The 21,182-nt window shown below is 71.9% G+C and carries 20 protein-coding genes; 11 read left to right on the forward strand and 9 right to left on the reverse strand.

Going from position 1 to position 21,182, the window contains the following annotated elements:
* Window positions 1-4: 4 nt before the first annotated feature.
* From ACFWFZ_RS32660 to ACFWFZ_RS32680, 5 genes are all read left to right on the forward strand, one after another.
* Window positions 5-571: a SigE family RNA polymerase sigma factor gene (locus ACFWFZ_RS32660; RefSeq protein ID WP_030763752.1), complete on the forward strand. Its 567-nt coding sequence runs from the start codon at window positions 5-7 to the stop codon at window positions 569-571.
* 65 nt (window positions 572-636) lie between these two features.
* Window positions 637-1,278 carry a hypothetical protein gene (locus tag ACFWFZ_RS32665; protein WP_387127347.1) on the forward strand — a complete coding sequence of 214 codons (642 nt, stop codon included), beginning with the start codon at window positions 637-639 and terminating at the stop codon, window positions 1,276-1,278.
* A gap of 34 nt (window positions 1,279-1,312) precedes the next feature.
* Entirely contained in the window at window positions 1,313-2,023 is a 711-nt protein-coding gene (cseB, locus tag ACFWFZ_RS32670; RefSeq protein ID WP_387127349.1) for a two-component system response regulator CseB, read from the forward strand.
* Window positions 2,020-3,360: a two-component system sensor histidine kinase CseC gene (cseC, locus tag ACFWFZ_RS32675; RefSeq protein WP_387127351.1), complete on the forward strand. Its 1,341-nt coding sequence runs from the start codon at window positions 2,020-2,022 to the stop codon at window positions 3,358-3,360. Before cseB ends, cseC begins: the two co-directional genes overlap by 4 nt.
* Before the next feature lie 54 nt (window positions 3,361-3,414).
* Complete coding sequence (locus tag ACFWFZ_RS32680) at window positions 3,415-4,575, forward strand: LamG-like jellyroll fold domain-containing protein (RefSeq protein WP_387127353.1); 1,161 nt, start codon at window positions 3,415-3,417, stop codon at window positions 4,573-4,575.
* Window positions 4,576-4,693: 118 nt separating this feature from the next.
* On the opposite strand, the gene ACFWFZ_RS32685 is transcribed toward ACFWFZ_RS32680, so the two are convergent.
* Entirely contained in the window at window positions 4,694-5,281 is a 588-nt protein-coding gene (locus ACFWFZ_RS32685) for a M23 family metallopeptidase (protein ID WP_387127355.1), read from the reverse strand.
* Between the two features lie 339 nt (window positions 5,282-5,620).
* Between ACFWFZ_RS32685 and ACFWFZ_RS32690 the strand changes: the two genes are divergently transcribed.
* Window positions 5,621-8,569, forward strand: a complete 2,949-nt coding sequence (locus tag ACFWFZ_RS32690) for an NACHT domain-containing protein (RefSeq protein ID WP_387127357.1) — start codon at window positions 5,621-5,623, stop codon at window positions 8,567-8,569.
* Between the two features lie 77 nt (window positions 8,570-8,646).
* On the opposite strand, the gene ACFWFZ_RS32695 is transcribed toward ACFWFZ_RS32690, so the two are convergent.
* Window positions 8,647-11,172 (reverse strand): ATP-dependent Clp protease ATP-binding subunit, encoded by a 2,526-nt coding sequence (locus ACFWFZ_RS32695; protein WP_387127359.1) that lies wholly within the window; start codon window positions 11,170-11,172, stop codon window positions 8,647-8,649.
* 462 nt (window positions 11,173-11,634) lie between these two features.
* Here ACFWFZ_RS32695 and ACFWFZ_RS32700 point away from each other — a divergent pair, with 462 nt between their 5' ends.
* On the forward strand, window positions 11,635-12,219 hold the full coding sequence (locus ACFWFZ_RS32700) for an SCO3374 family protein (protein WP_387127361.1): 585 nt from the start codon (window positions 11,635-11,637) through the stop codon (window positions 12,217-12,219).
* Here ACFWFZ_RS32700 and ACFWFZ_RS32705 read toward each other — a convergent pair.
* From ACFWFZ_RS32705 to ACFWFZ_RS32735, 7 genes are all read right to left on the reverse strand, one after another.
* On the reverse strand, window positions 12,198-12,536 hold the full coding sequence (locus ACFWFZ_RS32705) for an Lsr2 family protein (protein ID WP_387127363.1): 339 nt from the start codon (window positions 12,534-12,536) through the stop codon (window positions 12,198-12,200). The two genes, ACFWFZ_RS32700 and ACFWFZ_RS32705, sit on opposite strands and share 22 nt — an antisense overlap.
* A gap of 165 nt (window positions 12,537-12,701) precedes the next feature.
* The gene (locus tag ACFWFZ_RS32710) at window positions 12,702-13,232 is read right to left on the reverse strand and encodes an amino-acid N-acetyltransferase (RefSeq protein ID WP_387127365.1); all 531 of its coding nucleotides are present in this window, start codon (window positions 13,230-13,232) and stop codon (window positions 12,702-12,704) included.
* A gap of 11 nt (window positions 13,233-13,243) precedes the next feature.
* Window positions 13,244-13,762, reverse strand: a complete 519-nt coding sequence (locus ACFWFZ_RS32715; RefSeq protein ID WP_387127399.1) for a BlaI/MecI/CopY family transcriptional regulator — start codon at window positions 13,760-13,762, stop codon at window positions 13,244-13,246.
* A 312-nt stretch (window positions 13,763-14,074) separates the two neighbouring features.
* Window positions 14,075-14,242, reverse strand: a complete 168-nt coding sequence (locus ACFWFZ_RS32720; protein WP_030027391.1) for a hypothetical protein — start codon at window positions 14,240-14,242, stop codon at window positions 14,075-14,077.
* Between the two features lie 52 nt (window positions 14,243-14,294).
* On the reverse strand, window positions 14,295-14,885 hold the full coding sequence (locus tag ACFWFZ_RS32725; protein ID WP_387127367.1) for a hypothetical protein: 591 nt from the start codon (window positions 14,883-14,885) through the stop codon (window positions 14,295-14,297).
* A gap of 82 nt (window positions 14,886-14,967) precedes the next feature.
* Complete coding sequence (locus ACFWFZ_RS32730) at window positions 14,968-15,153, reverse strand: DUF397 domain-containing protein (protein ID WP_387127369.1); 186 nt, start codon at window positions 15,151-15,153, stop codon at window positions 14,968-14,970.
* A gap of 185 nt (window positions 15,154-15,338) precedes the next feature.
* Window positions 15,339-16,469, reverse strand: coding sequence for a threonine aldolase family protein (locus ACFWFZ_RS32735; RefSeq protein WP_387127371.1), 1,131 nt, complete (start codon window positions 16,467-16,469; stop codon window positions 15,339-15,341).
* A 108-nt stretch (window positions 16,470-16,577) separates the two neighbouring features.
* Here ACFWFZ_RS32735 and ACFWFZ_RS32740 point away from each other — a divergent pair, with 108 nt between their 5' ends.
* From ACFWFZ_RS32740 to nadC, 4 genes are read left to right on the forward strand one after another with little or no spacing between them, the layout of a single operon-like run.
* Window positions 16,578-17,489 carry a Rossmann-like and DUF2520 domain-containing protein gene (locus tag ACFWFZ_RS32740; RefSeq protein ID WP_387127372.1) on the forward strand — a complete coding sequence of 304 codons (912 nt, stop codon included), beginning with the start codon at window positions 16,578-16,580 and terminating at the stop codon, window positions 17,487-17,489.
* Complete coding sequence (gene panC / locus ACFWFZ_RS32745; RefSeq protein WP_387127374.1) at window positions 17,486-18,478, forward strand: pantoate--beta-alanine ligase; 993 nt, start codon at window positions 17,486-17,488, stop codon at window positions 18,476-18,478. The genes ACFWFZ_RS32740 and panC overlap by 4 nt, the downstream gene beginning before the upstream one ends.
* Complete coding sequence (locus ACFWFZ_RS32750; RefSeq protein ID WP_387127376.1) at window positions 18,475-20,211, forward strand: L-aspartate oxidase; 1,737 nt, start codon at window positions 18,475-18,477, stop codon at window positions 20,209-20,211. The genes panC and ACFWFZ_RS32750 overlap by 4 nt, the downstream gene beginning before the upstream one ends.
* A gap of 2 nt (window positions 20,212-20,213) precedes the next feature.
* Window positions 20,214-21,182, forward strand: a complete 969-nt coding sequence (nadC, locus tag ACFWFZ_RS32755) for a carboxylating nicotinate-nucleotide diphosphorylase (RefSeq protein WP_387127401.1) — start codon at window positions 20,214-20,216, stop codon at window positions 21,180-21,182.

The following is a 21,182-nucleotide window of genomic DNA, read 5'->3' on the forward strand; positions in this document are numbered from 1 at the left end:
TGAAATGGCGCAGGCGCATGGCGAGGTACTCGGGTTCGAGGAGTACGTACGCACCCGGCAGGACGCCCTCCTGCGCAGTGCCCGGCGCCTGGTCCCGGACCCCACCGACGCCCAGGACCTCCTGCAGACGGCCCTCGTGCGCACGTACGGCCGCTGGGACGGCATCGCCGACAAGTCCCTGGCCGACGCCTACCTCCGCCGGGTCATGATCAACACCCGTACCGAGTGGTGGCGCGCCCGCAAGCTCGAAGAGGTCCCCACCGAGCAGCTCCCCGACGCGTCCGTCGAGGACGGCTCCGACCAGCGCGCCGACCGCGCGCTGCTGATGGACATCCTCAAGGTGCTCGCGCCCAAGCAGCGCAGTGTGGTCGTCCTGCGACACTGGGAGCAGATGAGCACCGAGGAGACGGCCGCGGCGCTCGGAATGTCGGCGGGAACCGTGAAGAGCACTCTGCACCGCGCCCTGGCCCGCCTCCGGCAGGAGCTGGAGAGCCGGGACCTGGACATGCGTGCGCTGGAGCGCGGTGACCACACCATGCGGTACGAGGGGCGTGAGCGGTGCGCGGCCTGAACGGCCAAGATCTGAACGGCAGAAGCTCTCCCCCCGCCTTGCGGGGACGGGGCAGTCTGGTGCTGGTGTCGGCGGGGACCATCGTCCTCGTCGGCATTGCCGTGTTCGCGGTCGGTTGCGCGACCGGCGGGACCGGCCTGCGGGACGGCGGGCCCGCCCGCAGCGACACGGTCGCCAGGACCACACCGTCCGGCTCGTCCCCCGACGACGCCTCCTCGGTGTCGGCCTCCCCGTCCGGCACGCCCCTGAAGAAGGTCGACCCGGTCAGACTGCTCCTGGCCGATCCCAAGGTCGGCGCCGACGTCAAGCGGGACCTCAAGCCCTGCACGGACAAGGAGTACCCGGTGGACGTGAGTTACGGGAAGGTCACCGGCGGCCCGGTGGCCGACATCGTCGTGAACGTCCTGTCCTGCGCCGACGCCCTGGGCCGCGGCACCTACGTGTACCGGGCGGACGGCGCCGCGTACGAGAATGTGTTCGCGGACGAACAGCCGCCCGTCTACGCGGAGATCGACCGGGGCGACCTGGTGGTGACGAAGCAGGTCTACGAAAAGAGCGACGCGCTCGCCTATCCGTCGGGCGAGGACGTGATCACCTACCGCTGGAACGGGGAGAGGTTCACCGAGCAGGACCGGGTGCACTCGGAGTACAGCAACGTGGTCGACGGCGGCGTCCAGCCGGCCCCTGCCACGAGTCAGAAGAACTGAGCACTGAGCAAGAAGAACGAGGCGAGGCTTGCGCATGGCCGAGACCCATGTCCTGTTCGTGGAGGACGACGACGTCATCCGTGAGGCCACGACCCTGGCGCTGGAGCGCGACGGGTTCGCGGTCACGGCCATGCCCGACGGCCTGTCCGGCCTGGAGTCCTTCCGCGCACGCCGGCCGGACATCGCCCTGCTGGACGTGATGGTCCCCGGCATGGACGGCGTGAGCCTGTGCCGCCGCATCCGCGACGAGTCGACCGTTCCCGTGATCATGCTGTCGGCGCGCGCCGACAGCATCGACGTGGTGCTGGGCCTGGAGGCGGGCGCCGACGACTACGTCACCAAGCCCTTCGACGGCTCCGTGCTCGTCGCCCGGATCCGCGCCGTGCTGCGCCGCTTCGACCACTCCGGCGGCCCGCAGAACGGCGCCGCGGGGGCCCCCGACGGCACGGACGGCGAGCGCGGGGTGCTCTCCTTCGGCGACCTGGAGGTGGACACCGAGGGCATGGAGGTCCGCAGATCGGGCGCCAACGTGGCCCTGACGCCGACCGAGATGCGGCTGCTGCTGGAGTTCTCCTCCGCACCCGGCACCGTCCTGTCCCGCGACCGGCTCCTGGAGCGGGTCTGGGACTACGACTGGGGCGGCGACACCCGCGTCGTGGACGTCCACGTCCAGCGGCTGCGCACCAAGATCGGACAGGACCGGATCGAAACGGTCCGAGGCTTCGGATACAAACTCAAGGCATGAGACGGTTCACCCTCCGTACGGGGATCCGCTGGAAGATCACACTCGCCATCGCCGCCGTGGGCGCCCTCGTCACGATCGCGCTGAGTCTGGTGGTGCACAGCGCTGCCCGCGTGTCGATGCTGGAGAGCGCACGCGAAGTGCAGCTGGAGCGCGTGCAGTTCATCTCCCGCAGCGCCGAAGCCGGGCGCAAGCCTCCCATGGGGGCCAAGCTCAACGACCCCGAACTGCCCTCCGAGCTGCGGCAGAAGGCGCAGTCGGGGCGGCGCGGGACCTACATCCAGGAGCGTCCGCACGGGCTGCCCGAGGTGTGGGCCGCCGTGCCGCTCGGCAACGGGCAGGTGCTGTCGCTGCACACGCCGTTCCGGGAGAGCGCCAACCTGCTCCCCGACCTGGACAGGGCCCTCGTCATCGGCGGGCTCGCCGCCGTCATCGCCGGATCGGCGCTCGGCGTGCTCATCGGCGGGCAGATCTCGCGCCGGCTGCGCAAGGCGGCCGCCGCCGCGCAGCGGGTCGCCCACGGGGATCCCGACGTACGGGTGCGGGACGCGGTCGGCGGTGTCGTCCGCGACGAGACGGACGATCTCGCGCGGGCGGTGGACGCCATGGCCGATGCCCTCCAGCAGCGGCTGGAGGCCGAGCAGCGGGTGACCGCGGACATCGCGCACGAGCTGCGGACCCCGGTGACGGGCCTGCTCACCGCCGCGGAACTGCTGCCCCCGGGACGGCCGACGGAACTGGTCCGGGACCGGGCTCAGGCGCTGCGCGCCCTCGTCGAGGACGTGCTGGAGGTGGCCCGGCTGGACAGCGCCTCGGAGCGGGCGGAGCTCCAGGACGTGGCCTTGGGCGAGTTCGTGAGCCGGCGGGTGAAGGTGCTGATGCCGGAGGCGACCGTGCGGATCGTCGCGGACGAGGTCGTCAGCACCGACCCGCGGCGGCTGGAGCGGATCCTGGGCAACCTGCTCGCCAACGCCGCCCGGTACGGGCAGCCGCCGATCCAGGTCGACATCGAGGGGCGGGTCGTACGGGTCCGCGACCACGGGCCGGGCTTCCCCGAGGCGCTGCTGCGCGAGGGGCCGAGCCGGTTCCGTACCGGTTCGACGGACCGGGCGGGTGTGGGGCACGGGCTGGGGCTGACCATCGCGGAGGGCCAAGCGCGCGTGCTGGGGGCCCGGTTGACCTTCCGCAATGTGGCGGCTCCCGGTGTACTGGACCGGTCGGTGACGGCGGAGGGCACGCCCGTCGGCTCGGCGGCCGGGGCGGTCGCGGTGCTGTGGCTGCCGGAGCACGCGCCGACGGCGACGGGCAGCTTCCCGGTGCTGAAGCCGCCTCAGGGCTGACGGAGGGGCACCGGGCCGTACCCGCCCAGGGGTGCGTGTCTTAGGCTCCCTGCCATGACCGACGGCACGAATCCCCCGAGCAGCCCGCAGCCCGAGCCCGCCCACGGCAGCGGCGGATACGGGTTCCCGCCGGGACCGCCCGCCCAGAGCGGTTACGGCTACCCGTCCGGGGACGGTGGCTACGGCTACCCGCAGTCCGGGCAGCAGCCGAACCCCTACCAGCAGGACGCGCAAGGACAGCCCTGGCAGCCGGCCCCCGCCCCGGGCCCGCCGCAGCCGGGCTTCACGCGACTGGCCGGTCCGGAGATACCCGGCGCGTCGGAGCAGCCGGACTGGGAGGCCATGGCCGACCGTTCGGAGGCCGCGCGACGCAAGAAGAAGCGGTGGACGCTGGTCGGCGGGGTGACCGTACTGGCGCTGCTGGCCGGCGGTGGAACGTTCTTCCTGCTGGCCGGCGACAGCGAGGGCCCCGACGGGACGAACGCCCAGCCCTCGCAGTCCACCTCTCCCGAACCTGAGGACTCCAAGTCGCCGGCCGCCTACACGGCCACCGTCGCGGGTGACGACACCCTGCTGCGCGACAGCTACGGCTCGATGGGCATCCGGCTGGGCTCCGACCTCAAGGTCGGCCCGCTGGGCAAGCGCTTCCAGGTGGTCGGCAGGGGCAACGGGAACTCGTGGGGGCAGTCCGCCGAGCCCGTCGTGGACGTCACCAAGAGCTTCACGATCACGGCGCGCGCCTACAGCTCCGCCACCAAGGGCTCGCGGATCGTCATGAGCCAGGGCGACGGGGAGTCCTTCTCGTTCGAGCTCGGCGTGAACGAGGTGAACGGCAAGCAGGCGTGGATCTTCCGGGTGCAGACGGGCGACAAGGGCGCCGCGGCGACCACGAGGACCGTCGCCGCCGAGGGGCTCCCCCTTTTCAAGAAGCCGACCCTGCTGATGGCCACGTACGACGCGGAGAAGAAGAACATCGCCCTCTACGTGGACGGCAAGAAGGCCGGTGAGACCGAGGTGCCGCCCATCTGGCAGGCTCCCGGCCCGCTCCAGCTCGGCCGGTCCAAGCACCACAACATCTGGACGGGCCCGTGGCAGGGGGCGCTGCACAACATCAAGGTCTACAACGCGGCCTTCTCGGCGGAGCAGGCCGCGGCGTACAAGGAGGGCAAGCTCGGGCCTGCGCCGAAGCCGACCCACGCCTGGCTGCTGACCTGACCGGACGCGGACCGGACCTGAGGCGGACCGGACCGGACACGGGGACTGCGGTCGGACACGACGACGCCGACCGGCCACAGGGCCGGTCGGCGTCGGTCAGGGTGCCTGGGGGCGCAGGTCAGATGCTGACGCCGTTGGTGCGCAGGAAGGCCACCGGGTTGAGGGCCGAGCCGTAGTTCGGGGTGGTGCGGATCTCGAAGTGCAGGTGCGGGCCGCTGGAGTTGCCGGTGTTGCCGGACAGGGCGATGCGCTGCTTGACGGAGACCTTCTGGCCGACCTTGACCTGGATCTTCGACAGGTGCGCGTACTGCGAGTACGTGTTGTTCGCGTGCTTGATCACGATGGCGTTGCCGTAGGCGGGGCCGTCGCCGCCGCCGTTCGGGCCGGCCTTGACGACGACGCCGGCGGCCGCGGCCTTGACCGGGGTGCCGACCGGGACGGCGAAGTCCTGGCCCGAGTGCTTGCGGGCCCACATGCTGCCGCCCTTGCCGAAGGTCGCGGACAGCGTGTACTTCTCCAGCGGCTTGTCCCAGAGGCCGGCCTTCTTCTTCGCCGCTGCGGCGACGTCGGCGGTGGCGGTGGCGGGAGCCGTCTGCGGGGCGTCGGCGAAGGCGGCGGTCGTCCCGGCCCCGAGAGCCAGCACAGCACCGAGGGTTGCGCCGACGGTGATACGGGTAGAACGGGTGATGACGCGCTTCGCGGACATAGAGCAGACCTCCGGGGCCGGGGATATGGGCGATCACGCCCGTCTCGGGCATGAAGTGACCCGGCACGTTCAGCCATGTGCCGGGTTGGCTCATCTTTGGTAACCCGAATGCCCGGACTTCCCCAAACGTCCCCGTTTACTACCGGGGCTCGTAAGTACTCCAGGGTGATGTGTCCCGTTGACGGGATTTTCCAGGGGCTAATGCCGTTGAGTGGGGCCCTTTTGATCTACGAAACCCCCTAGTATGTCCGATTTGCCCTGTGCGGCTTGTCACCGGCCGGGGCCGGGATCCACCGATTGATGACCATGCGAATGTGACCGGCACTACGCTCCGGGCTCGTGGACGCAACAGCAGCGGGGATCCGGCTGGCTTCGGCGGTCGTGGCGCCCCTGATCAAGAAGCTCTTACGGACCGAGGGCGCGGGCGCGGGCCTGGTCGACCACCCACAGCGCATCTCCTCCTACGTCTCCTGGCGCGAGAAACGCGACCTCGACGCGGCGGACCTGCGCAAGCTGGCCGACCGCCTGGTGCGCGAGGCCCTGCGGGCCCCCGGCGAGCGGCCGCTCCCGCCCGGCGAAGAGGCCGGGGTGGCGGCAGCCCTCGCGGCGACCCTCCACGCCCTGGGCGACCTCACCCTCTCCGACGTGGAGGCCGTCCGCCTCGGCCCCGAGCGCTTCGCCCGCCGGCTCCGGGCCGCCGCCCCGCACCCCGGACTCTCCCGGGACGCCGAACTGTTCCACGACCGCCTGGTCGAACTGGCCTGCCTACACATCCTGAACTTCTTCACCCAGCGCTCCACCTTCGTGGCGGCGACCCTGGTCGAGCAGAGCAGGCTGCACGCCGAGACCATCGCGAAGGTGGACGAGCTGCTGACCCGCCTGCCCCGCCAGGACGGCCGGGACACGGCCTTCGAGGAGCGCTACCTCGCCTACGTGGCCCGCCGCCACTCCACCCTCACCATCTTCGGCCTGGACCTGGAACCGGGATCCTCCCGCTGGCCGCTGGACGCGGCGTACGTGAGCCTTACGGCCCGGACCGCCGAAGAAGGCGAGGCCGAGGGCGCACGGAACCCCGCGCCGCGATTCCTGCCCGCCGAGCGGCTCTTCGCCGAACACGACCGGGTCCTGCTGCGCGGCGACGCCGGATCGGGCAAGACGACGCTCATCCAGTGGCTGGCCGTCTTCACGGGACGGGGCCCCGGCCACAGGCTCATCCCGTACGTCCTCCCCCTGCGCACCCTGACCCGGCACGGCGAGCGACTGCCCGCGCCCCGCGACCTCCTCGCCGGGACCCCGCTGGCCGGGGAGGCCCCCGAGGGATGGGAGAGCCGCGTGATGCGCGACAAGCGGGCCCTGCTGCTGGTCGACGGCATCGACGAGATCCCCGAGGACGAACGGGAAGGCGCCCGGGACTGGCTCGCCGACCTGATCACCGCCTATCCCGGCAACCGCTGGCTGGTGACCTCCCGCCCCTCTGCGGTCCGGCGGGACTGGCTCTCGGGCGAGGCCTTCACCGAGGTCACCCTGGACCCGATGAGCCCGGCGAACGTCCGGGCCTTCATCGAGCGCTGGCACACCGCCGCAGCCGTCCCCGAGGGGTACGCCGACCTGCTCCAGGACTCCGTACGCACCAAACCCGACCTGGCCCGCCTCGCCACCAATCCGCTGCTGTGCGGTCTGATCTGCGCCCTGCACCGCGAGCGCCGGGGATTCCTGCCCACCGGCCGCAAGGAGCTGTACGCGGCCGCCCTGTCGATGCTGCTGCACCGCCGCGACCGCGAGCGGGGCCTGCGGCGGCCCGACCTGGCGGAGGAACCCCAGCTCCAGCTGCTCCAGCGGCTCGCCCACTGGCTGGTCCGCAACGGCCGCACCGAGATGGACCGGTCCCGGGCCGAGGCACTGATCGCCGAACGGCTGCCCGCAGTGCCCGCCGCCGCAGTCCTGGGCGACGCCCGGGCCGTGTTCGCGTACTTCCTGGAGCGCACCGGTCTGCTGCGCGCCCCCACGGTGGACACCGTCCAGTTCGTCCACCGCACCTTCCAGGACTTCCTGGGCGCGCGGGCCGCCCTGGACGAGGGCGGGGTCGACGAGCTGGCCCTCCACGCGGACGACGACCAGTGGGAGGACGTCATCCGCATGGCGGTCGCCCAGGGCCGCCCGCGCGAACGCACCGAGATCATCCGGGCCCTGCTGGACCGGGGCACCAACCGGGCCGTGCTCCTCGCCTACGCCTCACTCCAGTACGCGGCAGAGCTCGATCCTGCCCTGCGCGCCGAGGCCGAGGAGGCCGTACGGCACCTGCTACCGCCCCGGAGCGAGCAGGAGGCCGCGGAACTGGGCCGCACCGGACCGCTGGTGCTGGAGCTGCTGGCCGACCCGGCGACAGCCGACGAGCACGAGGCCCTGATGGCCGTCACGGCAGCCGGCGAGACCCTCTCGGACCTGGCGATCCCCTACCTGGCCGGCTTCCGCGCCTCGGCTTCGGACCGGGTCCGTGCAGCCCTCGTCTCGCTGTGGGTCCGTTTCGACACCCGGGAGTACGCCCGTGCGGTCATCGCACGCCTCGACCCCGCCCCGGTCCTGCGGATCGGCACCGACGAAGAGGCCGACGCCCTGCCCGCCTTCGAGCGGCACCCCGGGCTGTTCTTCGTCGAGGAGGTCTCCTACCGGGCCGTTTCCGAGCTCTGCTCCCGCGTTCAGGTGGCGTGCATGAGCCTCAACCTCAGAGAACTCCGCGACCTGGACTTCCTGCGCGGGCAGACCTCGCTGGCGGAGCTGGAGGTCATGAGGTGCGGCCGGGACACCGATGTGACGGGTTTGCGCGGTCTGCCTCTGCGGGTGGCCCGTCTCTACGCGTCCACCCCAGGGCTGCACGACGTCATATCGAGCTGGACCCGCCTGCACGCGCTGGAGCTGTCCACATCGCTGCACTGGTCGGCCGGCAGTCTGCCGCCCGGGGCGGGCATGGAGATCCTGCGCCTGAACGCTCCGACGATCGACGTGACCGGCCTCGGCCGGCACACGGGGCTACGCGTCCTGAACCTCGGATACCGCTGGCGGCCGGCCGGGCCGGCGGACTGGGTGGAGCTGTCGCGGCTCGAACAGCTGGAGGAGCTCGCCGTACCGGACGAGGTACTGGAGGGTCTCGTCGAACACGTCCGGCTGCCGTCGCTGCGGACCCTGCGGCTGTACGGGGAGGAGGAGCTGCCGCCCCGGCTGGAGGAACGGCTGGCGCAGCGGTACCCCGACGCCGAGATCGAGCTGCACAGCACGGCGTACGAGCAGTAGTCCCACGGGAAAAGGGGCGGCCCCGGAACCGTGAGGTTCCGGGGCCGCCCCTTGCGGTGCTCAGTCGCACCTACGCGTTACGCGCCCTTCGACAGGTCCGGGCCGGAGCCCGTGGCCTCGATCGGGGGGAGGTCGGGCAGGGCCGACTTCTCCTCGCCGCGGAAGGTGAACTTGGCTTCCTCGCCCTCACCCTCCGTGCCGACGACCACGATGTGACCGGGGCGCAGCTCGCCGAAGAGGATCTTCTCCGACAGCACGTCCTCGATCTCGCGCTGGATGGTCCGGCGCAGCGGCCGGGCACCCATGATCGGGTCGTAGCCGTGCTTGGCGAGCAGGAGCTTGGCGTCACCGCTCAGCTCGATGCCCATGTCGCGGTCCTTGAGGCGCTCGTCGACCTTCGCGATCATCAGGTCGACGATCTGGATGATGTCTTCCTCGGTGAGCTGGTGGAAGACGACCGTGTCGTCGACACGGTTCAGGAACTCGGGCCGGAAGTGCTGCTTGAGCTCTTCGTTGACCTTCGCCTTCATCCGGTCGTAGCCGGTCTTGGTGTCGCCCTGCGCCGCGAAGCCCAGGTTGAAGCCCTTCGAGATGTCCCGGGTACCCAGGTTGGTCGTCATGATGATGACCGTGTTCTTGAAGTCCACGACCCGGCCCTGGGAGTCGGTCAGGCGACCGTCCTCCAGGATCTGGAGAAGGGAATTGAAGATATCCGGGTGGGCCTTCTCGACCTCGTCGAAGAGGACGACGGAGAACGGCTTGCGGCGCACCTTCTCGGTGAGCTGGCCGCCCTCTTCGTAGCCCACGTAACCGGGGGGCGAACCGAAGAGGCGGGAAACCGTGTGCTTCTCGCTGAACTCCGACATGTCGAGGGAGATCAGCGCGTCCTCGTCGCCGAAGAGGAATTCGGCGAGCGTCTTGGAGAGCTCGGTCTTACCGACACCGGACGGGCCGGCGAAGATGAACGAGCCACCCGGGCGCTTCGGGTCCTTCAGACCCGCACGGGTACGGCGGATCGCCTGGGAGAGCGCCTTGATGGCGTCCTTCTGGCCGATGACCCGACGGTGGAGCTCGTCCTCCATGCGGAGCAGTCGCGAGGACTCCTCCTCGGTGAGCTTGAAGACGGGAATGCCGGTCGCGGTCGCGAGGACCTCGGCGATGAGCTCGCCGTCGACCTCGGCGACGACGTCCATGTCGCCGGCCTTCCATTCCTTCTCGCGCTTGGTCTTCGACGCCAGCAGCTGCTTCTCCTTGTCGCGGAGAGAAGCCGCCTTCTCGAAGTCCTGGGAGTCGATGGCCGACTCCTTGTCCCGGCGGACGGCCGCGATCTTCTCGTCGAACTCGCGGAGGTCCGGCGGCGCGGTCATCCGGCGGATGCGCATCCGGGAGCCGGCCTCGTCGATCAGGTCGATCGCCTTGTCCGGGAGGAAGCGGTCCGAGATGTACCGGTCGGCCAGCGTCGCCGCCTGGACGAGGGCCTCGTCCGTGATGGAGACGCGGTGGTGGGCCTCGTAGCGGTCGCGCAGGCCCTTGAGGATCTCGATCGTGTGGGGGAGGGAAGGCTCCGCCACCTGGATCGGCTGGAAGCGGCGCTCAAGGGCCGCATCCTTCTCAAGGTGCTTGCGGTACTCGTCGAGCGTCGTGGCACCGATGGTCTGGAGCTCACCACGGGCCAGCATGGGCTTGAGGATGCTGGCGGCGTCGATCGCGCCCTCGGCGGCGCCCGCACCCACGAGGGTGTGGAGCTCGTCGATGAACAGGATGATGTCGCCGCGGGTGCGGATCTCCTTGAGCACCTTCTTCAGGCGCTCCTCGAAGTCACCGCGGTAGCGGGAACCGGCGACCAGGGCGCCGAGGTCAAGCGTGTAGAGGTGCTTGTCCTTGAGGGTCTCGGGGACCTCGCCCTTGACAATCGCCTGCGCCAGGCCCTCGACGACGGCGGTCTTGCCGACGCCGGGCTCGCCGATGAGGACCGGGTTGTTCTTGGTACGGCGGGACAGCACCTGCATGACCCGCTCGATCTCCTTCTCGCGCCCGATGACCGGGTCGAGCTTGGATTCGCGGGCCGCCTGGGTGAGGTTGCGGCCGAACTGGTCCAGGACGAGCGAGGTCGAGGGCGTGCCCTCGGCCGGGCCGCCGGCCGTGGCCGACTCCTTGCCCCCGCCGGTGTAGCCGGAGAGCAGCTGGATGACCTGCTGCCGGACTCGGTTGAGATCGGCGCCCAGCTTCACGAGGACCTGGGCGGCGACGCCCTCGCCCTCGCGGATCAGGCCGAGCAGGATGTGCTCGGTGCCGATGTAGTTGTGGCCGAGCTGGAGGGCCTCTCGGAGCGAAAGCTCCAGGACCTTCTTCGCCCGCGGGGTGAAGGGGATGTGGCCGGACGGGGCCTGCTGGCCCTGGCCGATGATCTCCTCAACCTGCTGGCGAACAGCCTCGAGCGAAATCCCGAGGCTCTCCAGGGCCTTAGCGGCGACACCCTCACCCTCGTGGATCAAGCCCAGGAGGATGTGCTCGGTGCCGATGTAGTTGTGGTTGAGCATCCGGGCTTCTTCCTGAGCCAGGACGACAACCCGCCGCGCGCGGTCGGTGAACCTCTCGAACATCGTTTATCGCTCCTCAGAGCGGTCGGGCAGTTCGGGGTCGGTCCCCGCCCTGTCCTTCCGCATGCTAGTCCCGTGGGGCGGGACAGCTCATTCCAACTGCCGACATCCGTCCACGGCTCACCCCTGCGTCAGCGGGAAAACCGGCTTGAAGAGCCGACAACTGCTCCAACTCGATGGTGCGAGACGATGTTCCCGCAGGCCAGGCAGATACCCGTCATGCGTGTACGCCGACGGCGAACGGAAGCCGGTCAAATCAGCGTGTCGCCCCGATCCACTAGGAATGTCTTACCCGTAAGGGCTGACACTCCATGCCCGTGACGCCGGTTCCCTCCGCTGAGGGCGAACAGAGTTCCGTCCCGAATGTGGGACTCGGCCACCATGGAAGTTTACGTTCCGCACATCCTTGAGTGCGGAGCGTCACATCCACCGTAACCCCGAAGCGTTTCTGCAGTTGCTCCGGGCATGGCCGCAACCGTCCTGCCGACCGTCCCGTCTCCCCGCGTCGCGCCCGAGGAGGACGCGTACGCCGCCTGGTACAGGAGGGTGCTCGGCTGGACCGTCACGGGCGGGCCGCCGGTCCAGCTCGTCACCGGGATCGACTTCGACGTGCTGGAGCTGCCGTCGGACGCCGGTACGGCCCTGTTGCGCCGGCCCGTCGCCACGGGTCCGGTGGCCGTGATGGGGCGCCGGATGCGGTTCCTGGTGGCCCCCGGGAGCGCAGAGGAGCTCGACGGGCTGCTCGACTGGCTGGAGTGGGGCGGGGTCGCCCTGGATCTGGCCGCCCTGGGTGCGGGCGGGCGGATCACCGCCCCGGCTCCCCCGGGGCTGCCCCTGGGCGGAAGCCCTCGGGGGGCCGCCGTGTGGCTACGACCCCCCGAGCAGGGGTGTGAGGGGCTGCTGCCGGCCCTGCCCGGTCCCGGGCGGGCCGCAGGGCCCGCTCACGGGCCCGATCTCGTACGCCTGGTCGCGGCGGCGGCGACGGAATGCCACCGGGCGCGGCTGGGGCGGCGTACGAACGGGGTCCGTCAGCCCTTGGCCTTCTCGTAGGCCTCACGGATCTCGGCCGGGACGCGGCCGCGGTCGTTCACGTTGTAGCCGTTCTGCTTGGCCCACGCGCGGATCTCGGCGGTGTCCGGGTTGCCGGTCGCCGTGGCGGCGCGGCCCTTGGCGCGGGCCGCGGTGGCACGGCCACCGGTGCGGCGGCCGCCCTTGGTGTACGGGTCGAGCAGACCGCGGAGCTTTTCAGCGTTGGCGGTGGTGAGGTCGATCTCGTAGGTCTTGCCATCCAGAGCGAACGTCACCGTCTCGTCCGCCTCGCCACCGTCGAGGTCGTCGACAAGAAGGACCTGAACCTTCTGTGCCACCGGGATTTCCTTTCATCGAAAAGCAGTACGCGGAAAGGAAACCGCTTTTGCGTGGAAAACACAAACCCCCCGGGAGAGGTTCGAGACCGCAACGAGGCGGGAAACGTGCGCGATTCGGACATAGGCCACAGGTGGGCGGAGCGCCGGAAAAGCTGGGGCCATCGATCAGAGGTGCAGAAGCATCCGACTGTTGCCCAAGGTGTTCGGCTTCACTCGTTCGAGACCGAGGAACTCGGCGACCCCCTCGTCATAGGAACGCAAGAGCTCCATGTAGACATCGGTGTCGACCGGGGTCTCGCCGATCTCGACGAAGCCGTGCTTCGCGAAGAACTCGACTTCGAAGGTGAGGCAGAAAACCCGGCTCACCCCGAGGGCGCGGGCCGTGCTCAACAACTGCTGGAGCACCTGATGGCCGACGCCGGCGCCCTTCAGGTCGCGGTCGACGGCGAGAGTGCGCACTTCGGCGAGGTCTTCCCACATCACGTGGAGTGCACCGCAGCCCACCACCTGTGCGTCGGAGTCGCGTTCCGCGACCCAGAACTCCTGGATGTCCTCGTAAAGGACGACCGGTGCTTTGTCGAGCAGGATCCGCTGCTGCACGTACTGGTCGAGGAGGCGGCGCAGCGCGGGAACATCGCGGGTGCGGGCACGGCGGATCGTCACTGTTTCTGCGTGTGCAGAGGAAAACTCTCCCATGGCTGCGGACGCTATCGCCCCGGCGGCCTCGGGTGCTCGGCGGACCGTCCTTCGGCTTCCGGCGGCGCGGACGGTTCCGCGGACGGTTCCGCGGACGGTTCCGGGGAAGGTTCACCGGAAGCCGCGGAGGGGGGTTCTGCGGGCGCTTGCGCGCGGGGTTCGCGGGGTTCGCGGGGTTCCGCGGGGGTGTCGGCGGCGGACTCGTCGTCGTACTGGACGACCCGGACGGCGTCGCGGAGGGCTTCGCGCTGTTCCGCCGACATCATGCCGAAGAAGGCCACGAGAGCGGCGGCGGGGTTGTCGCTCGTCGACCAGGCTTCGTTCATCAGTGCGGCCGAGTACGCGGCGCGGGTGGAGACCGCCGTATATCGATAGGCGCGGCCTTCGGCTTCCCGGCGGACCCAGCCCTTCTGATGGAGATTGTCCATAACGGTCATGACCGTGGTGTACGCGATGGACCGCTCCTGCTGGAGGTCTTCCAGGACTTCCCGAACGGTGACCGGGCGGTTCCACTGCCACACCCGCGTCATGACGGCGTCTTCGAGTTCTCCCAAGGGGCGAGGCACACCAGCACGATAGTGCGGTTTGCGCGGAATTGCCCGACTATTCACTCGGCCACGCGCAACAAAAGCGGGCACACGGCCCGTACGGCCGCGCACCCGCGCGGAAGGTGGCGTCTAGGGCCTGTATCGAGTTGCCCCGCGGCGTCGCGACGCCCGGCACGCACCCTCGGCGCACGAGCCGAATGCCCTAGTAGCTCCGCTACGAGGACATTCGTCCCGCACGCCGAGGGCACGCACCGAACGCCGCTCCTTGCTCCACGGGGCAACTCGATACAGGCCCTAGTTCTGCTGCTGGCGGGCGGCTTCGGCCCGGGCGATCACGGCGTCGACCGCCGCGTCCTCCTTGGACTTGTTGGAGCCGCCCTGGCTCTTCACGATCGTCACGACGAGGGCGATGAAGAACGCGGCCATCACGAAGGGGGGCACGAGCGCGGAGACGTAGTCCATGCCCCCCAGCGTAGCCAAACGGGCCCGGGCCGCTCCGGGCGGCCCGGCCCGTTCACACGACGGCGAACCCGGACGCCGGGGGCGGCGTGGGCTTGCGGCGCGGCGGGAAGACCTCGCCGGGGGTGGGCACCGGCCGCTCGGGACGCGGGCGCTCCTTGGGCGCGGGCGCGGGCGCGGGCCGCGGCGGCTCCTCGCGCCCGCCCGCCAGGGTCAGCCGGCGGCTCCGGGGCGCGGGGTTCGCGGTCAGGCGGCGCCGTACGGAGCGCTCCGCGACGGCCCGGGCCCGCTCCAGCAGCGCGGCGGCGGCCGGGTTGGCGCGGAGCGCGCGCAGGGCGGCGAGGTCGTCGGGGGCCGGCTCGTAGCCCGCGGCGAGGGCTTCGCGGAGCAGTTCCAGGTAGCCGGAGAGGCTGCCGGGCAGGGCGCCGCGGTAGCGGGCCAGATCGTCCAGGAGGAAGGCTCTGAGCCGGCCCGCCTCCCGGACCGCTTCGTCCACCGACTGCGCGAGGCGCAGGCAGTCCTGGACCTCCTCGGCCCCCAGGGGCGCCGAGGAGGACTGAAGGGCGTGGGCGAGGGAACGCCTGAGCACGTGCAGCTCGGCGGCGCTGAACGCCATGCCGCCGCAGGATCCGTAGGGCGTGGGCATGGGCCGAAGATACGCGCTAATCGGACAAAACCCCCTGAGGAGGGGCAGGTGCGGCGCGGCGCGGATCCGTGGCCGCCGGACCTCAGCCGGTCTGCTTGACCGCCTGCAGGAAGTCCGCCCAGGCGGCCTGGGTCGTGGCGAGGACCAGGTGGGCGGGGTCGACCCGGTCGGCGACCTTCACGAGGGCTCCGGGGGTGACGGCGACGTAGACGCAGGCGTCGCCGTCGCCGCAGAACGAGGACTTCCGCCACGCGGGCTGAGCGGTCATGGTGTCTCCTCCGGGCACGGTGGCCGGTAATTGCGGTCAAGGGACGGTATCTCCACGGCCGGTCCGCACTGGCGACTTTCACGCAATTCGGCGTGTCGCCGCGTCCCTGCGGGGGCGCGGGTGGTACACGGCACCCCCGGCCCCGGGCGGGCCGGCGGGGCCGTTCCCGGCCCGCCCGGGCGGCGTCAGATGCGGGCCACGAAGGCCGAGACGGCGTCGTGGACATCGGATTCCGTCCAGGACAGGCCCGGCTCCGTGATCTCCAGCTCGGTCACCGCGAGGCCCGGCGGCCCCCCGGCCGACCAGCGGCGGAAGAGGACCGTGCCCGTCTCCTGCGCCTGCCGCAGGCCCGCGTCCGTCAGCCGGTCCGGCTCGTAGGGCAGCCACACCTGGAACTGGTGCGTGTGCGGCTCCTCGGGGTGGACGCGCGACCACGGGACGCCGGCCTTCGCCAGGGCCTCGCGCAGCGCCCCGGCCACCCGCCGCGCCTGGGCGACGTACGACGGCAGCCGCGGCAGTTCGCGTTCCAGGCCGGCCAGCGCGGACAGGGCCTGCGGGAACTGCCGGAAGATCTGGCCTCCGTAGCGGTGGCGCCAGACCCTGGTCTCCTCCACGAACTCCCGCGACCCGGCCAGGGCCGCCCCGCTCAGGCCGCCCAGCGACTTGTAGAACGAGACGTACACGGAGTCGGCGAGAGAGGCGATCTCCGGCAGCGGACGGCCGAAGTGGACGGTGGACTCCCACAGCCGGGCTCCGTCGAAGTGGATCGCCGCCTCCCGCTCGCGGCCCGCCTCCACCAGTGCCTCCAGCTCCTCCCAGCCGGGCAGCAGGAAGCCGGCCTCGCGCAGCGGCAGCTCCAGCATCAGCGTGCCGAAGGGCTCGGGGACGGACCCGACCTCCTCCGCGGTCGGCTGGCGCGCCTCGGTCGTCGGGTGGACGACCCGCAGCCCGGAGACCGTCGACAGGGCGTCGCCCTCCCACATCTCCGGGTGGCTCATCGGGTGCAGCGCCACCACCGGGTTCCCGGTCCGGCCCGCCCAGCAGCGCAGGGCGATCTGCTGCGCCATCGTGCCGCTGGGGAAGAACGCCGCGTCCTGCGTCCCGAGCAGCTCCGCGACCCGCTGCTCCAGCTCCGCGACGATCCCGTCGCCGTAGACGTCGGTGGGCGCGTCCCTGTCGTACGGGGCCTCGGCGAGCCGCGCCAGCGACTCGCCGAGCGTGGCCTCACGCGGGCCGCGCGTCAGGGTCCGCCCCGCCGCCCGCCAGGCCGCCACAAGCCGCTCGTCGCGTTCCGTTTCCTCGTTGCCGTCGCTCATGGCCCCTGATCCTCGCCCCTCGTCCCCGACCGGCCAAGACCCCCACGGGCTAGCATGGCGGCGTATCGTCCGGTACCCCCGCGGACTGGAACGGAAGGCACTCCCCGCGTGAACCATTCACAGCAGCCACGCCCTGCCCGGCTCGCCGTCGGCGTCGTCGGAGCGGGCCGGGTCGGCCCGGCGCTGGCCCGCGCGCTCCAGCAGGCGGGCCACCGTCCCGTCGCCGTCTCAGGCGTGTCCGACGCCTCCGTGCGCCGCGCCGCGCGGATGCTGCCCGACGTGCCCCTGGTGCCGCCCGGGCAGGTCCTGGAGCTGGCCGACCTGGTCCTGCTGACCGTCCCCGACGACGCGCTGCCGTCGCTGGTGGAGGGCCTCGCGGAGACCGGGGCGATCCGGCCCGGCCAGCTCCTCGTGCACACCTCCGGCCGGTACGGGACCGCCGTGCTCGACCCGGCGCGCCGCGCGGGCGCCCTGCCGCTGGCCCTGCACCCCGCGATGACCTTCACCGGTACCGAGGTCGACGTGCAGCGGCTGGCCGGCTGCGCCTTCGGCGTCACCGCACCCGACGAGCTGCGGCTGGCCGCCGAGGCCCTGGTCATCGAGATGGGCGGGGAGCCCGAGTGGATCGCGGAGGAGAACCGCGCGCTGTACCACGCGGCCCTCGCCCTCGGTGCGAACCACCTGGTCACGCTGGTCGCCCAGTCCCTGGAACTGCTGCGCAAGGCCGGGGTCGGGCACCCCGACCGGATGCTCGGCCCGCTGCTCGGCGCGGCCCTCGACAACGCCCTGCGCTCCGGGGACGCGGCCCTGACCGGGCCGGTGGCCCGCGGTGACGCCGGGACGGTCGCCGCGCACGTCTCGGAGCTGCGCCGGCACGCGCCCGGCACGGTCGCCGGGTACCTGGCCATGGCCCGCACCACCGCAGACCGGGCCCTCGCGCACGGTCTGCTCAAGCCCGAACTCGCCGAGGACCTGCTCGGCGTACTCGCCGACACGGACCCTGACGGGGGCGATCAGTGACCGAGCTGCTGCTGCACACCGCCGATGAGCTGCACAAGCTGCCGCGCACCGGGCGGCGGGCCGTGGTGATGACCATGGGCGCCCTGCACGAGGGCCACGCCACCTTGGTCCGGACCGCCCGTGACCTGGCCGGGCCCGAGGGCCAGGTCGTCGTCACCGTCTTCGTCAACCCGCTGCAGTTCGGGGCGGGCGAGGACCTCGACCGGTATCCGCGCACCCTCGACGCGGACGTCGCGGTCGCCGCAGAGGCGGGCGCCGACGCGGTCTTCGCCCCCGCCGTCGAGGAGGTCTACCCGGGCGGGGACCCGCAGGTGCGGATCACCGCCGGCCCGATGGGCGAGCGCCTGGAAGGCGCCACCCGGCCCGGCCACTTCGACGGGATGCTGACCGTCGTCGCCAAGCTGCTCCACCTGACCCGCCCCGACCTGGCCCTCTTCGGCCAGAAGGACGCGCAGCAACTGGCCCTGATCCGGCGGATGGTGACCGACCTGAACTTCCCCGTCGAGGTGGTCGGCGTACCGACCGTCCGCGAGGAGGACGGCCTGGCGCTGTCGTCCCGCAACCGCTACCTCTCCCCCGCGGACCGGCAGACCGCGCTGGCGCTGTCGCGCGCCCTCTTCGCGGGGCGCGACCGGCTCGCCGCGCAGGCGGCGCTGCGGGCCCGCGCCGAGGCCGCCCCGGCCAGCGACGAGCGGGCCAGCGCCCTGGCCAGGCTGGGCGAGATCCGCGCCTCGGCGGACGCGCACGCCGTCTCGGCGGCGTGCACGGGCCTGCCGGACGCGGTACGGGCCGCGGCGGCCCACGTCCTGGCGGACGCGGCCCGCTCGGAGCCGCCGCTCGTGCTGGACTACCTGGCGCTGGTGGACCCGCAGGACTTCACCGAGGCCGGCCCCGACTTCACCGGGCGGGCCGTACTGGCCGTCGCCGCGAAGGTGGGCACGACCCGGCTGATCGACAACATCCCATTGGAATTCGGAGCACACTCGTGAGCACCCCTGGCAGAGGCCCCGCCGGCAGCACGGGCATACGGCTGCACGCGCCGGCGCCCGGCTGGTCCCTCGACGCCGATGTCGTGGTCGTCGGCTCCGGCGTGGCGGGCCTGACCGCCGCGCTGCGCTGCGCGGCCGCGGGCCGCCGTACCGTCGTGGTCACCAAGGCCCGGCTCGACGACGGCTCCACCCGCTGGGCCCAGGGCGGCATCGCCGCCGCCCTCGGCGAGGGCGACAGCCCGGAGCAGCACCTCGACGACACCCTGGTCGCCGGCGCCGGCCTGTGCGACGAGGAGGCCGTACGGCTGCTCGTCACCGAGGGCCCGGACGCGGTACGGCGGTTGATCGACACCGGCGCGGTGTTCGACACCTCCTCCGAGACCGGCGAGATAGAGCTGACCCGGGAGGGCGGCCACCACCGCCGGCGGATCGCGCACGCGGGCGGCGACGCCACCGGCGCCGAGATCTCGCGGGCGCTGGTCGAGGCCGTGCACGCCGCGGGCATAGAGACCGTCGAGAACGCGCTCGTCCTCGACCTCCTCCAGGACGCGCAGGGCCGCACGGCGGGTGTCACGCTGCACGTCATGGGCGAGGGGCAGCACGACGGCGTCGGCGCCGTCCACGCGCCCGCCGTGATCCTCGCGACCGGCGGCATGGGCCAGGTCTTCTCCGCGACGACCAACCCCTCGGTGTCCACCGGCGACGGCGTGGCGCTCGCGCTGCGCGCCGGAGCGGAGGTCTCCGACCTGGAGTTCGTGCAGTTCCACCCGACGGTGCTGTTCCTCGGCCCGGACGCCGAGGGGCAGCAGCCGCTGGTGTCGGAGGCGGTGCGGGGCGAGGGCGCGTACCTGGTCGACGCGGACGGCGTCCGCTTCATGACCGGCCAGCACGAGCTCGCCGAGCTCGCTCCGCGCGACATCGTCGCCAAGGGCATCATGCGCCGCATGCAGGAGCAGGGCGCGCGGCACATGTACCTGGACGCCCGGCACTTCGGCGCCGAGATGTGGGAGCAGCGCTTCCCGACGATCCTGGCCGCCTGCCGCTCGCACGGCATCGACCCGGTGACCGAGCCGATCCCGGTGGCGCCCGCCGCGCACTACGCCTCCGGCGGCGTCCGGACCGACCTGCACGGGCGCACCACCGTCCCCGGCCTGTACGCCTGCGGCGAGGTCGCGTGCACAGGCGTGCACGGCGCGAACCGGCTCGCCTCCAACTCCCTGCTGGAGGGCCTGGTCTTCGCCGAGCGGATCGCCGACGACATCACCGCGCAGGAGTACGGCGGGGGCGGCCCGGGCGTCCCGGTCCCCTCGACCGGTCCGCTGCAGCCCGCCGGGGCCCGCTACGAGGTCCAGCGGATCATGACGGACGGTGCGGGCGTGCTGCGCTCCGCCGCGTCGCTGGCCGCGGCGGCCGAGGCCCTGGAGGGGCTGTACGCCACCGCCCTGAACGAACTCGAAGCGCACGGCAAGACCGCCGAGCCGGGTGTGGACACCTGGGAGGCCACGAACCTGCTGTGCGTGGCGCGGGTCCTGGTCGCCGCCGCGCAGCGCCGCGAGGAGACCCGCGGCTGCCACTGGCGCGAGGACCACCCCGACCGGGACGATGCCCGGTGGCGCCGCCACCTGGTGGTCCGGCTCTCGGCCACCGAGAAGCGGGCCCTCGTCGTCGTACCCACCGACTCCGCGGACTTCCCGTCCGTGCACCCCCTGAGCACCCCGAGCCTGGAGCAGTGACCGTGAGCACCCCCGAACTTCCCCTCATCGACCAGAACGACGGCGGCTGCGGCGACGACTGCGCCTGCGGCGACGGCGAGGAGAGCGGCCTCGACCCGGCGCTGGCCCAGCTGCTCGCGGACGCGGGCCTGGACCCGATCGAGGTCGAGGACATCGCCCACATGGCGCTCTCCGAGGACCTCGACGGCGGTGTGGACGTCACCACCGTGGCGACGGTCCCCGAGGAGGCCGAGGCCGTCGCCGACTTCGTCGCCCGCGAGGACGGCGTCGTGGCGGGCCTGCGCATCGCCGAGGCGGTGTTCTCCGTGGTCTGCACGGAGGCCTTCGAGGTGGAGCGGCACGCGGAGGACGGCGACACCGTCAAGGCCGGCGAGGTGCTGCTGTCGGTCCGCGCCCGTACCCGCGACCTGCTGACGGCCGAGCGCAGCGCGCTGAACATCCTGTGCCGGCTCTCGGGCATCGCGACGGCCACCCGCCGCTGGGCGGACGTCCTGGAGGGCACCAAGGCCAAGGTGCGCGACACCCGCAAGACCACGCCGGGCCTGCGCTCGCTGGAGAAGTACGCCGTCCGCTGCGGCGGCGGCGTCAACCACCGCATGTCGCTGTCGGACGCGGCGCTGGTCAAGGACAACCACGTGGTCGCCGCGGGCGGTGTCGCGCAGGCCTTCAACGCGGTGCGCGAGGCCTTCCCGGAGGTCCCGATCGAGGTCGAGGTCGACACGATGCACCAGGTCCGCGAGGTCCTGGACGCGGGCGCTGACCTGATCCTGCTGGACAACTTCACCGTCCCGGAGACCGAGGAGGCCGTCACGCTGGTGGCCGGCCGCGCGGTGCTGGAGTCCTCGGGCCGGCTGACCCTGGACACGGCGCGGGCGTACGCGGAGACCGGCGTGGACTACCTGGCGGTCGGCGGTCTGACGCACTCCTCGCCGATCCTGGACATCGGTCTCGATCTGCGCGAGGCGGTGTAA

Origin of the sequence: Streptomyces sp. NPDC060232, from assembly GCF_042726555.1 — a bacterium.
Lineage (GTDB): Bacteria > Actinomycetota > Actinomycetes > Streptomycetales > Streptomycetaceae > Streptomyces.